The sequence below is a fragment of the Nocardia sp. NPDC004604 genome, assembly GCF_040609795.1.
Lineage (GTDB): Bacteria > Actinomycetota > Actinomycetes > Mycobacteriales > Mycobacteriaceae > Nocardia.
This window is the reverse complement of record NZ_JBEXLC010000001.1, coordinates 189,808-201,931: the sequence shown is the minus strand read 5'-3', so window position 1 is coordinate 201,931 and position 12,124 is coordinate 189,808. Positions and strand designations below refer to the sequence as shown.

At 65.5% G+C, this 12,124-nt stretch carries 11 protein-coding genes; 5 read left to right on the top strand and 6 right to left on the bottom strand.

Annotated features, from left to right (window positions below; genetic code table 11):
* Positions 1-3 precede the first annotated feature (3 nt).
* Both ABZW16_RS01005 and ABZW16_RS01000 read left to right on the top strand, forming a co-directional pair.
* Positions 4-1,947, top strand: a complete 1,944-nt coding sequence (locus tag ABZW16_RS01005; RefSeq protein WP_354950782.1) for a 2-oxoacid:acceptor oxidoreductase subunit alpha — start codon at positions 4-6, stop codon at positions 1,945-1,947.
* Positions 1,947-3,026 (top strand): 2-oxoacid:ferredoxin oxidoreductase subunit beta, encoded by a 1,080-nt coding sequence (locus tag ABZW16_RS01000; protein ID WP_354950780.1) that lies wholly within the window; start codon positions 1,947-1,949, stop codon positions 3,024-3,026. The genes ABZW16_RS01005 and ABZW16_RS01000 overlap by 1 nt, the downstream gene beginning before the upstream one ends.
* 6 nt (positions 3,027-3,032) lie before the next feature.
* On the opposite strand, the gene ABZW16_RS00995 is transcribed toward ABZW16_RS01000, so the two are convergent.
* Positions 3,033-3,479 (bottom strand): MarR family transcriptional regulator, encoded by a 447-nt coding sequence (locus ABZW16_RS00995; RefSeq protein ID WP_354950779.1) that lies wholly within the window; start codon positions 3,477-3,479, stop codon positions 3,033-3,035.
* Between the two features lie 58 nt (positions 3,480-3,537).
* Here ABZW16_RS00995 and ABZW16_RS00990 point away from each other — a divergent pair, with 58 nt between their 5' ends.
* Positions 3,538-3,933 (top strand): hypothetical protein, encoded by a 396-nt coding sequence (locus tag ABZW16_RS00990; protein WP_354950778.1) that lies wholly within the window; start codon positions 3,538-3,540, stop codon positions 3,931-3,933.
* A gap of 32 nt (positions 3,934-3,965) precedes the next feature.
* Here the strand turns inward: ABZW16_RS00990 and ABZW16_RS00985 are convergent, their stop codons facing one another.
* From ABZW16_RS00985 to hisS, 3 genes are all read right to left on the bottom strand, one after another.
* Positions 3,966-4,973 carry a malate dehydrogenase gene (locus ABZW16_RS00985; RefSeq protein ID WP_354950776.1) on the bottom strand — a complete coding sequence of 336 codons (1,008 nt, stop codon included), beginning with the start codon at positions 4,971-4,973 and terminating at the stop codon, positions 3,966-3,968.
* A 576-nt stretch (positions 4,974-5,549) separates the two neighbouring features.
* Positions 5,550-6,206 (bottom strand): hypothetical protein, encoded by a 657-nt coding sequence (locus ABZW16_RS00980; RefSeq protein ID WP_354950775.1) that lies wholly within the window; start codon positions 6,204-6,206, stop codon positions 5,550-5,552.
* A gap of 45 nt (positions 6,207-6,251) precedes the next feature.
* The gene (hisS, locus tag ABZW16_RS00975) at positions 6,252-7,529 is read right to left on the bottom strand and encodes a histidine--tRNA ligase (RefSeq protein ID WP_354950908.1); all 1,278 of its coding nucleotides are present in this window, start codon (positions 7,527-7,529) and stop codon (positions 6,252-6,254) included.
* A 135-nt stretch (positions 7,530-7,664) separates the two neighbouring features.
* On the opposite strand from hisS, the gene ABZW16_RS00970 reads away from it, so the two are divergent.
* Positions 7,665-8,480, top strand: a complete 816-nt coding sequence (locus tag ABZW16_RS00970; protein WP_354950773.1) for a peptidylprolyl isomerase — start codon at positions 7,665-7,667, stop codon at positions 8,478-8,480.
* A 422-nt stretch (positions 8,481-8,902) separates the two neighbouring features.
* Positions 8,903-9,457 carry a hypothetical protein gene (locus tag ABZW16_RS00965; RefSeq protein WP_354950771.1) on the top strand — a complete coding sequence of 185 codons (555 nt, stop codon included), beginning with the start codon at positions 8,903-8,905 and terminating at the stop codon, positions 9,455-9,457.
* A gap of 190 nt (positions 9,458-9,647) precedes the next feature.
* Here ABZW16_RS00965 and ABZW16_RS00960 read toward each other — a convergent pair whose 3' ends face one another.
* Positions 9,648-10,034 carry a DUF4913 domain-containing protein gene (locus ABZW16_RS00960; protein ID WP_354950769.1) on the bottom strand — a complete coding sequence of 129 codons (387 nt, stop codon included), beginning with the start codon at positions 10,032-10,034 and terminating at the stop codon, positions 9,648-9,650.
* A 218-nt stretch (positions 10,035-10,252) separates the two neighbouring features.
* A complete protein-coding gene (locus ABZW16_RS00955; RefSeq protein WP_354950768.1) occupies positions 10,253-12,076 on the bottom strand; it encodes a TraM recognition domain-containing protein in 1,824 nt (607 codons plus the stop codon).
* Between the last annotated feature and the right edge of the window lie 48 nt (positions 12,077-12,124).

Here is a 12,124-nt window from a genome sequence, read left to right as displayed (position 1 = left end):
CATATGCCCCCACATCATCGGATCAGCGCGGACCAAAATGATGTCGGCGCAGCGAAATTGGAAAAGGTCGTAATTCGCTTCGCTGGGGACTCCGGCGACGGAATGCAGCTCACCGGTGACCGCTTCACGCACGAGGCGGCCGCATTCGGCAACGACCTCGCCACCCAGCCCAACTTTCCGGCCGAAATCCGGGCGCCGCAGGGCACGCTCCCCGGCGTCTCGTCCTTCCAGATCCAGATCGCCGACTACGACATCCTCACCGCCGGTGATCAGCCCGATGTGCTGGTGGTGATGAACCCGGCCGCGCTGAAGTCGAATCTGGAGGACCTGCCGCGTGGCGCCACCGTCATCGTGAACACCGACGAATTCACCAAGCGCAATCTCGGCAAGGTCGGCTATGCGACCGATCCGCTCGACGATGACACGTTGAGTGATTTCGTGGTGCATCGCGTCCCGATGACCTCACTCACCCTCGGCGCGACCGAACCGACCGGTGTCGGCAAAAAGGACGGCCAGCGCGCCAAGAATATGTTCGCGCTCGGCCTGCTGTCCTGGATGTACGGTCGCCCGATCGGCGGCACCGAGCGCTTCCTGCGCGAGAAGTTCGCCGCGAAGCCCGATATTGCCGAGGCGAATCTGCTGGCCTTCCGCGCGGGCTGGAATTACGGCGAGACCACCGAAAGCTTCGCCACCACCTTCGAGGTATCCCCCGCCAAGCTGCCGCCGGGCACCTACCGCCAGATCACCGGCAATACCGCGCTCGCCTACGGCCTCGTCACCGCGGGTCAATTGTCCGGATTGCCGGTCTTCCTCGGCACCTACCCGATCACGCCCGCCTCGGACATCCTGCACGAGTTGAGCAGGCTCAAGAACTTCGACGTCACCACTTTCCAGGCCGAGGACGAGATCGCGGGTATCGGCGCAGCGCTGGGCGCTTCGCTCGGCGGTGCGCTGGGGGTCACCAGCACCTCCGGGCCCGGACTCGCGCTCAAGAGCGAGACCATCGGACTCGCGGTGATGACCGAGCTGCCGCTGCTGATCGTCGATGTGCAGCGCGGCGGTCCGTCCACCGGACTGCCGACCAAGACCGAACAGGCCGATCTACTGCAGGCGCTGTACGGGCGCAATGGGGAATCACCGGTCGCGGTGCTCGCGCCACGTTCCCCCGCCGACTGCTTCGCCACCGCGGTGGAGGCGGCCCGCATCGCGCTCACCTACCGCACACCGGTGCTGTTGCTCTCGGACGGCTCGATCGCGAATGGTTCTGAGCCATGGTCGATTCCGCGTGTCAGCGACTTGGCGCCGATCGATCCGCGCTTCGAGCCGCATGCCGAGGAGGGCACGCCGTTCCAGCCCTACGCCCGTGATCCGGAGACCCTCGCCAGACCGCTCGCGGTGCCGGGCACCGCGGGCCGCGCACATCGGATCGGTGGACTGGAGAAGGCCGATGGCAGCGGCAATATCTCCTACGAGCCCGCCAACCACGAGCTGATGGTCCGCCTACGGCAGGCCAAGATCGACGGCATCGCCGTTCCCGAACTCGAGGTCGACGATCCCGATGGGCGTGCCGAACTGCTGCTGATCGGCTGGGGCAGTTCCTATGGACCGATCGGCGAGGCCTGTCGCCGCGCCCGCCGCCGCGGCGTCCCGGTCGCCCAGGCGCACCTGCGATACCTGAATCCGTTGCCCGCCAACCTCGGTGCCGTACTGCGCCGCTATCGCACGGTGGTGACGCCGGAGATGAACGGCGGTCAGCTGGCCATGCTGCTGCGGGCGAAGTACCTGGTGGATGTGCAGCCGTGGACGAAGATCGCGGGTACGGCGTTCTCCGCGCAGGAACTCGTCGGGGTGATCGATGCCGCACTGGACGGGTCGATCGAGGAGATGGAAAACGATAAAGCCTTCGCGGCGCGGGCTCGGGCTACGTACTCGACTGGGGGTAACTGATGACCATCGTCGAAACCTCGCTCATCGGAGCCGATCTGGGTCTCACCGGGATCTCCGGTGTCCCGGCCGCTGACGGGCCGCAAAAGGTCAAGGACTTCACCTCCGATCAGGAGGTGCGCTGGTGCCCCGGCTGCGGTGACTACGTGATCCTGGCGACCGTGCGCGGCTTCCTCGCCGAACTCGGATTGCGCAGGGAGAACCTGATGTTCGTCTCCGGGATCGGCTGCTCGAGCCGGTTCCCGTACTACCTCGAGGCCTACGGTATCCACTCCATCCATGGCCGGGCGCCCGCCATCGCAACCGGCCTCGCGGTGACCCGGCCCGATCTGTCGGTATGGGTAGTGACCGGCGACGGTGACGCGCTGTCCATCGGCGGCAATCATCTGATCCATGCACTGCGCCGCAATGTGAATATGACGATCCTGTTGTTCAACAATCGGATCTACGGACTCACCAAGGGGCAGTACTCCCCCACCTCGGAGCAGGGCAAGATCACCAAGTCGACGCCGATGGGCTCGGTCGACCACCCGTTCAACACCCTGTCGGTCGCGCTCGGCGCCGAGGCCAGCTTCGCGGCCCGCGCACTGGATTCCGATCGTGCTGGCCTCACCGAGGTGCTGCGCGCCGCCGCTGAACACCGCGGCACCGCATTCGTGGAGATCCTGCAGGACTGCCCGATCTTCAATGACGGCTCCTTCGATGTGCTGCGCAAGGGCGACGCCGAATCCCGCCTCATTCCGCTGCACGACGGCCAACCGATCCGCTTCGGTGCCGACGGTGAATTCGCTGTGGTCCGAGATGGTTTCGGGCTCGCGGTGGCGCGCGCCGACGAGGTCGCGGAGTCCGACATGATCGTGCACGACGCCTACGCCGACAATCCGGAGTACGCGTACGCCCTCTCGCGCCTGTCCGACCAGGACCTCGGCCATGTGGTGACCGGCATCTTCCGCAATGTCACCAGGCCCACCTACGACGATGCTGTCCGCGCCCAGACCGCGGCGGCTCGGGAACGCAAACCGGTACAGGCGGACTCGCTGCAAACCCTGCTCAATGGCCCGGAAACCTGGACCGTCAGCTAGCTGCGACTAGCTCGGCAGTCCCAGCCGATCCGCGAGCGCGCCGAGGGTGCGCTGCAATGCGGCGCGCTCGGCGGCGGTGAGATCCGCGGTCGTCTCGGCGTCGATCGCATGTGCCGCTTCGAGGCATTTGCGCAGTAGCGCGCGTCCGTGGGAGGTCAGGCTCAGGACCTGACGGCGGCGATCCTCCGGGTCGCGCAATCGATCGATGGCGCCCAGGGATTCCAAGTGGTCGGCCAGAGTGACGACCAGACTCGGCGCGACGCGCAGGATCTGCGCCATCTGCATCTGCGATGCGGGACCGTTGGCCGCAAGGACATTCAGCATTCCGGCATGTTTCGGCTTCAGGCCCAGATCCGCCACGCGGGCACTGAAGCGGTCTGTCAGGAACGCGCCGAGCAGCCCGAGTCGGAAGGTCATGGTCTCCGGCAGATTTTCCGCCTTGACGTTCTTCATGAGTCGCATAATACTGATCCAGAACCATTCATAACCTGAACGATTCTGAGAGTGAAAGATGCAGACCGAGAAACTCATCAAGTCCGCGATCATCGTCAACGCAATCGGTGCGGGTATCGCCATGGCATTCAGCGCCGCGGCTGTCATCGACCCCACCCTCGCCGTAACCGGCGGCGCGGACTCCCCGAGTGTCGATATGTACGCCCAGGCCTATGCCGCCCGCGCCGTCCCGCTGGGCGCCGCCCTACTGTTCAGCCTGACCAGCCGCCACAAGCGCGGCCTGCTCCCGCTGCTGACCGTTTCCGGAGCGGTCCAACTCGGCGACGTCGCCATCGGCGCCACTCAGGGGATTCCGGGCATGATGGTCGGCGGCACCGTGCTCGCGCTCATCCATCTGGCGACTGCCGGCCAGTTGGTCCTCGGCAGGAATCGCGGCGCCGCCGTCACCGCCTGAGCCATGAGTATGGCGCGATCGACCGTCGAGGATCAGGGGCGCTTGGCGAACCCCAGGTCGATTACGGCGTCACGTTCTTGTTCGAGTTCGGCCACGCTGGCGTCGATGCGGGTGCGGGAGAAGTCGTCGATATCGAGGCCCTCGACGATCGAGTATTCGCCGTCAGCACAGGTGACGGGGAACGAGGTGATGAGGCCTTCGGGGATGCCGTAGGAGCCGTCGGAGGGGACGGCCATGGAGGTCCAGTCGTCGACGTGGGTGCCGCGGGACCAGTCGTGGATGTGGTCGATGGCGGCGCTCGCCGCGCTGGCGGCCGACGATGCGCCACGGGCCCGGATGATGGCGGTACCGCGCTGTTGGACGGTGGGGACGAAGTACTCGCTCAGCCAGCTCTGGTCGACCACGTCGAGGGCGGGGCTGCCCGCGATGGTGGCCTGCGTGATGTCCGGGTATTGAGTCGCGGAGTGATTACCCCAGATGGTGACGCGGGCGATATCGGCGGCGGGCGCGCCGGTCTTCTTGGCGAGTTGGGCGATGGCGCGGTTGTGGTCGAGGCGGGTCATGGCGGTGAAGCGGTCGGCGGGCACGTCGGGGGCATTGCTCATCGCGATGAAAGCGTTGGTATTGGCCGGATTTCCGACCACGAGCACCTTGACGTCGTCGGCGGCGCTGGCATTGATGGCCTGCCCCTGGTCGGTGAAGATCGGGCCATTGGCGGCCAGCAGATCCGAACGCTCCATGCCCGCAGTGCGCGGCCGCGCCCCCACCAGCAGCGCGACATTCGCCCCGGCAAAACCGACCCAGGGGTCGTCACTGATATCGATCGACTGCAGCAGCGGGAAGGCACCGTCCTCGAGCTCCATCGCCACACCCTCCAGTGATGCGACGGCGGCCGGGATCTCGAGCAGCCGCAGCCGCACCGGCGTGTCGGACCCGAGCATGGCCCCGGACGCGATCCGGAACAGCAGACCGTAGGCGATCTGCCCCGCACCCCCGGTCACGGCAACGGTCACGGGCGCGGTCCGAGCGGCGGTGCTCACGACGAACTCCTTGCAATAGGCGGACACTCGATCCCCACCCTAACGACTCTCACCACCCCCGAACCGCTGTGGTGAGCTACACGACAGTCACCCCGGCAGACACATCTATCCCGCCCGGCGACCAAGAAGCGCGAGTCGACCCGCCCTCGACTCGACTGCTTTGCCGCACCCAACAGCCCCACCAAGAATCCACGCCTGTGCGGGCTCGAGGGGTATTGCAGCACGTCTGATCAGGAGTGCTGATGATGCTTTGTGCGCCCCGCTCGGGTGGGAGTTTTGAGCACCTGCCAGTGCGAGGGTACGGATCCCCCGAACCGCTGCCGCCGTTCGACACATCGCGCAACCGTGCATCATGTGCAATGTCGCACCGTCGGCTGATTCGCATGTCGCGCAGCTCAACTCGCGCCTTGGGGATCCCGAGTGAACCGTAGCCACTGCGCGAACGTCCGCCTAGTGAGAGAGGCTGTCCTCCAGCGACACTCAACCTACCCGCTGACTCAACCCGAGCAACAACTCAGCACCCCATCAACGCATCCTGCCAACCTCGGCCATGCGCGAAATCCGCTGCGCGCGAGTTCAGCACAATCCCGCGACTTCCTGATCGGTCAGCACGATCGGCGAAACATAATCCTTCGCCCTCGCAAGCTGCACAGCGCGATACAACGGACGCTCCGCCAAACCCGCGTCACGAGCTTCGGCGCGCAGTTGGTGGACGAGCATTGTCGAAACCGCAACGGCCGCAGCGAGTTCACTGGCGGACAGGGCATCGGCGAGTTTGCGGAGGCCGAGCAGATGGAGTTCGCGACCGCTGCCCGCGTCGGTGTACATCGCCAGCGGAACAACCTGTGATTCGGCACCGGCGGTGACTCGCAGGACGATTCGGCTCAAACGGGCCGGATAGACAAGTATCTCCACGCCGTTCGCGGCGGCGAGGTCGACCCGGTGTTCACCGAAGGTGTGTCTGGCGTGAATCGTGGTTCCGGCCAACCACATCCGCCGCCGCCGCAGGGCAATGGCATAGGCAACCGTTGGCGCACCCACGACCACACCGATCGCGATCGCGATCGGCCACGGCACCAGCAGTGCCGCGAGCAGTGCGGCACCGACACCCACCCCTACCGCGGCGAGGGCAAGTCGCCGCAGCATGGGTGCGTAGGTTTCGGGTGCGACGAGGTCGAGTCCGACCGTCGGAACCGGTTCGGCTGCGCCGGGGTCGATGGGTTCTACGGGCACGGCTGCGCATTCATATGGGTGCGGATGTCGTCTCCCGGCACCGTACTACCCCGCCGGGCGCAGCGCCGCCGCGACAGCGGCGACCGTCTCGTCCAATGGGATCTGGCGCTGCTCACCGGTGGCCATATCCTTCAGGCCGATGGTGTTCTCGGCCAGGTCACGATCGCCGAGGACCAGGGTGAATTTCGCACCGGACTTATCGGCGGCCTTCAAGGAGCCCTTGACGCCACGGCCACCGTAGGCCAGGTCGACCCGAATCCCCGCCGCCCGCAACTGCGCCGCCAGCACGACGAGGCGCTGTTTGGCCGCATCGCCCAGCGACACACCGTAGACCTCACACCGCGCCGGATCGCCCGCCGACTTGCCCTCGGCCTGCAAGGCCAGCATGGTGCGGTCGACGCCGAGGCCGAAACCGATACCGGACAGCGGTTGTCCACCCAGCTCGGCCATCAACCCGTCGTAGCGACCGCCGCCGCCGATCCCCGACTGCGCCCCGAGTCCGTCGTGCACGAATTCAAAGGTCGTCTTCGTGTAGTAGTCCAGGCCGCGCACCATGCGCGGATTGACCACATACGGTATGCCGAGCGCGTCCAGATATCCCAGCACCTGCTCGAAGTGCGTCTTCGCAGATTCGGACAGGTGATCGATCATCAACGGCGCGTTCGCGGTCATCTCCCGCACCTCGGGCCGCTTATCGTCGAGCACGCGCAGTGGATTCAATTGCGCCCTCCGCTTGGTCTCCTCGTCCAGCGGCAGGCCGAACAGGAACTCCTGCAACAGCTCCCGATACTGCGGACGGCAGGTCTCGTCACCGAGCGAGGTGATCTCCAGCCGGAAACCGGCCAGTCCGAGCCCGCGATATCCGGCATCGGCGATCGCGATCACCTCGGCGTCCAGTGCCGGATCATCGACACCGATGGCCTCGACGCCGACCTGCTGCAGCTGCCGGTAGCGACCGGCCTGCGGGCGCTCGTAGCGGAAGAACGGACCCGAGTACACCAGCTTCACCGGCAGTTGACCCCGGTCGAGCCCGTGTTCGATCACCGCTCGCATGACACCGGCGGTACCCTCCGGCCGCAGCGTAACGCTGCGGTCACCGCGGTCGGCGAAGGTGTACATCTCCTTGGTGACCACATCGGTGGACTCACCGACGCCACGGGCGAACAGCGCGGTGTCCTCGAAGATCGGCAGCTCCACATGCCCGTATCCGGCCAGTCGGGCGGCGCGGATCAAGCCGTCGCGCACCGCGACGAACTCGGCCGAACCGGGTGGCACGTAATCCGGGACCCCCTTCGGGGCGGAGAAGCTGCTGGTCTTGGTCACGATGGTCAAGTTTCCACCACCACCGCCCGTCAAGTCCAACCGGTTAGCCCACGCGGCAAATGGCCTGCTGAGCAGTCTCAGGAATAGATGGCACAATCCTGTGCCGTACGTAACGGATACGGGAGGAACGTGGTAGTGCCGAGCAACGAACAGCGACGGGCAGCGGCGAAACGCAAGCTGGAGCGCCAGCTGGCCAACCGGGCCGATCGGGCGCGCAAGCGCAAGCGACTCATGATCGCCGGGTCCGCGCTCGGCGTGGTCGTCGTGGCCGCGGCGGCCGTCGGCGTGTACTTCCTGACCAAGGGCGATGAAAAGCCCGCCGCTATCAGCTGTGACTACCGCAATAGCCAGAAGCCCGCCGATAAGCCGGTGAACAAGCCGCGCACCAGCGGCATCCAGAACACCGGCGATAACGCCGAGCTCAGCGTCAGCATGGAGACCACCCAGGGCCCCATCGGCCTGACCCTGGACAACGCCAAGGCGCCCTGCACGGTGAACAGCTTCGCCAGCCTGGCCGGTCAGGGCTACTTCGACAACACCATCTGCCACCGTATGACCGCGGACGAGGGTCTGAAGGTGCTGCAATGCGGCGACCCGACCGGCACCGGCACGGGCGGTCCCGGCTACCAGTTCGACAATGAGTACCCGACCAATCGGTACAACCCCGCCGACCCCGCATTGCAGAAGCCGATGGACTACCAGCGCGGCACCCTCGCCATGGCCAACGCGGGACCGGATCCGATCGACGGCGGTGGCACCAACGGCAGTCAGTTCTTCATCGTCTATGGCGATTCGAAGCTGCCGCCGAACTACACCATCTTCGGCACGGTCGACCCGAACAGCATGGCCACGTTGGACAAGATCGCCGCAGGCGGTCAGGACAACTCCAACGGCCAGGGCGACGGTAAGCCGAATCTCCCCGTGACCATCCAGTCGGTTCGCATCGACTAGTGACACGCCCGATCCGGGTGCTCGCTTCGTTCGGGCCCGCTGCGCACAATGAGCAGCGGGCCCGAACTGTCATCCACTGGATGAGCCTAGGGTAGGCGACCCTAATAGTTCGGTTAGGATGCGCTAAAACCGAAGATCCTCCGAAGCTTTCGCCTACCCGCCGGAATTGTGCGATATATGCTCTTAAGCGGCACGCCCACGCGGTTGGTGCCGAGCTTTCTCGGGTAATCTCGAATGAAGGAGAACGCGTAGCGTAGCTATCCCTGATCGGGCAACCCCCGTGGGAGTGCCACGCGACGAGTCCTCTGGGTGTCCACGTTTGCAGGCGGGGCACCGACACGACGGGTTACAGTTCGGCGTGGCGGCGTCCGTGTCAAGCACCACAACATCCATAGTGATCACTGCAGCATCGGGGAGCAGCCATGTCCGAGGAACTGGACGACATCGGCCGGGAAACCGCGGCCATGATGAAGACTATGTTGCAGCTTGCGACCCTGGTCGCGCTGCGGACCCGGGAGCGTGGTCAGAAAGAAGCCGAAGCCCGCGTCAAGGTCACCGAGGCCCGTATCAAGGAGGCCCGGGAACTCCAGATCCGTGAGGCCCGCGACGCCAAGGCCAAGGACCCACGCAATCTCGAACTGGCCCGCATGGTCGAGAAATCGGTACCGGCCCAGGGCATTTCGCTGGAGAAGGATCGTTTCTCCGCACAGGCCGAGGCCAGCCGGATGGCCGCGACGGCCTCAGCTCAATCGAAACCACTCGTACGGTATGACTCCGCGGAACGCCGGATGGCGATCGCGGCGCACCTCGCTCGCATCGGTATCGCACCGGAGTTGGCGGCGGTGCGGATGCTCATCGAAGTAGGCCAGGGCCAACCGCCCGAAGAGGCGGTTCGCATTCGCGATGAAGCGGCCCGAGCCGCTGCGGCACGAGGCCGGGAGCAGGACGCCCGCGGCCTGGAACGCGTCAGACAGTAAGGCGCACACCGCAAACCGAAACGCCCGCTGAAATCAGCGGGCGTTGCTTTTTCCGCCTCCCCGGATCTTCAGCCGACCGGTCGGTGCCCACAACGTCGCGTCGCGGTCCGGCGGCCGTGCGCATGGTTCAGTTCTGGGCGTACCCGACGAGTTACCCATGTACGTGCGAAATCAGTTGTCATGTAGGGCATTACATGCGGAAGTCGCCGATTGTGGGATCACCGAACAACCCTTGTGCCGGGGACTTCAGCGGTAGCGGGCTGAGCATGTCCTTGTGGCCGTTGCGCACACTGCAGTACTTGAACGGGCCACGCGGATCGAACAGCTTCGTCATATGTGGATCGGCGTGGTCGAGGAACCAGATGCTCAATCCGGTGCTCGGCTCCAGTCGGTAGTGCTCCCATGCGCGCCATAGCGCGTCCAACCGCGCCACCGCCTCGGCATGCTTCCACCACTCCGGACACCACACCGTTTCACTGATGTCGGTGACCTGACGCCGATACACCAGGCTCAGGTAGTTCTCGACGAACTCCACCACATTGGTGTAGATCATGGGCTGTTGCTGCTGTTCGGTCACAGCTGCACCTCGCTGACGCTCGGCTCCGCTGTGCCCGATGGTGCTGTGTCCATGGTTCGCTCGCTCCGCTCCCTCACACCCGCACCTCACTAACGCTCGGCTCCACTGTGCCCGATGGTGCTGTGTCCATGGTTCGCTCGCTCCGCTCCCTCACACCCGCACCTCACTAACGCTCAGCTCCACTGTGCCCGATGGTGCTGTGTCCATGGTTCGCTCGTTCACAGGGGCCGGACCTCCTCGACTTGGCCGTATTCGGGTGGCGGAGCAGCCTTGGTCAGGTTGGGCGAGCCGAACAGGTCGGCGATCTCGGTCTTGCGCCCCGGAAGATGGTGCGAGATCGACTTCTTCACATCGTCAGCGTAGTCGCCCTCCCACCACGGCACGGTGCGCACGAGCACCGCGGGCTGGCCGGAGGTGAAGACGATCGCGCGCCCCTGCGGCAGGGTTGCCAACGCGTTCACGGTGAAGGTCTTGGATGAGCCCAGTGACCGCGAATAGCTCTTGCCGCCTTTGGATTCCGAGACCGATGAGGAGATCGCGTCGTATTCCCCGATCGCCTCGGACCGGTCCCGCAGGAAGTTCATATCGTCGACGCCGGGGCCGAGCACCTTGATATTGGCCGCCGACCACAGCGCCAGCATGCCGTCATCGCCCCAGCAGCGCGCGCCCTGGGCCCAGGACTGCAACACCGTCATCACCACGATGCCGCGCGAGCCGAAGTGGCTGTACTGCTTGGGCAGATCCTTCCAGCGCACCACATTCGCCGCCTCGTCGAGCACGGCGAGCATCGGAATCGGCAGCCGTCCGCCGGGCGAGCGCGAGGCCTTGCGCATGGCGACATCGACCACGGCCTCGGTGAGCGCACTCACCAATGGCGCCGCCGAACCGCGGCCCTCCAGCGACAGGCTGTAGAGAGTGCCGTTGTTCTCGATGAATTCGAGTTCGTCGAACTGCATGCGGTTATCGCCGGGCAGGATCCACGGATGCACGTTCGACAGCTGCAGGCAGCGGATCATCTTCTTCGCGGTGCCGAAGATGCCGCTCTTGGTGCGTGGATCAGCGTTGTACTGCATCGCGAGGCCCGAGGCCGTGTAGTGCTTGCTCGCATTGCGCAGCAGCTCGATGGGTTCTGCGTCGTTGGGGTTGGTCACCCAATCCCAGACCTGGACGATCGGGCGATTGCCGAGCGCGGCGGCCAGGAACAGCCCGGCCAGCAGATCCTCGGCCTCCGGATCGAAGAATACGTCACCCTTGGCGTCGGAGCCGTTGTCGGCGTCGGCGAAGTGACCGGCCAGCCGCGCGGCCCGCATCTCGGCGCCGTCATGGTGGGCGTCCACCCAGTCCAGCGGATCCCAGAACCAGGAGGGCTCCTCCCCCGCGACGCCCTGCGGATCGAAGACGAAGGTGCGACTTCCCTTGGCCTCGCGCACATCTCGGGTTGCGTCGACCACATCGCGCTTATTCGAGGTGGACAGCACCGGGCCGATCGCGGTCAGGATCGCCGGGATCACCCGCGAGGTCGACTTGCCTTGTCGCGGGCCCCAGATGTCCAGGTGTAGATCCTCATAGGAGCCGTAGAGCATCACCCCGTCGGCGACGCCGATGCCGATCGGCACGCCAGGGCTGTCGTTGTAGCCGAGTCGCACGCCGAGCAGATCGGCCTTGGCCCGGACCCCGGCCTCGGTGAGCGACTTGATGGCGCTGCCGCTGCCCATGACATCGGCCTTGTCATCGACGGCGAGCCTGCCCACCGCCCGGCGCGCGGCAAGCCTTTTGCGCACCACCAGATAGGCGATGAGCGCCGCGATGACGAGCAGCACGATTACGGTGGAGGCGCGCGGCCAGTGCAGCTTGCCCTTGGCGAGATCGGCGACGATCTCGATCGGGTTGATCGGAATGTGCTGCGGCGTGACCGCTATCGCGTTGCCGAGATGCAGTGCGAGCCAGAGGGTTCCGAGCAGCGCGAAACCGGCGTAGATCATGTAGAGGGTGATATCGGGTCCGACCACGGCCGGATCCTGCACCTTCTTCTTTTTCGCCATGTCTGCCTCCTGTTAGGACCTAGCTATGCGGTTGTCGCTGGTACGGGT

Bases quoted from the DNA above. Each gene is read 5' to 3' on its own strand.
- ABZW16_RS01005 (WP_354950782.1), top strand. From the start codon at position 4: ATGCCCCCACATCATCGGATCAGCGCGGACCAAAATGATGTCGGCGCA.
- ABZW16_RS01000 (WP_354950780.1), top strand. From the start codon at position 1,947: ATGACCATCGTCGAAACCTCGCTCATCGGAGCCGATCTGGGTCTCACC.
- ABZW16_RS00995 (WP_354950779.1), bottom strand. From the start codon at position 3,479: ATGAAGAACGTCAAGGCGGAAAATCTGCCGGAGACCATGACCTTCCGA.
- ABZW16_RS00990 (WP_354950778.1), top strand. From the start codon at position 3,538: ATGCAGACCGAGAAACTCATCAAGTCCGCGATCATCGTCAACGCAATC.
- ABZW16_RS00965 (WP_354950771.1), top strand. From the start codon at position 8,903: ATGTCCGAGGAACTGGACGACATCGGCCGGGAAACCGCGGCCATGATG.
- ABZW16_RS00955 (WP_354950768.1), bottom strand. From the start codon at position 12,076: ATGGCGAAAAAGAAGAAGGTGCAGGATCCGGCCGTGGTCGGACCCGAT.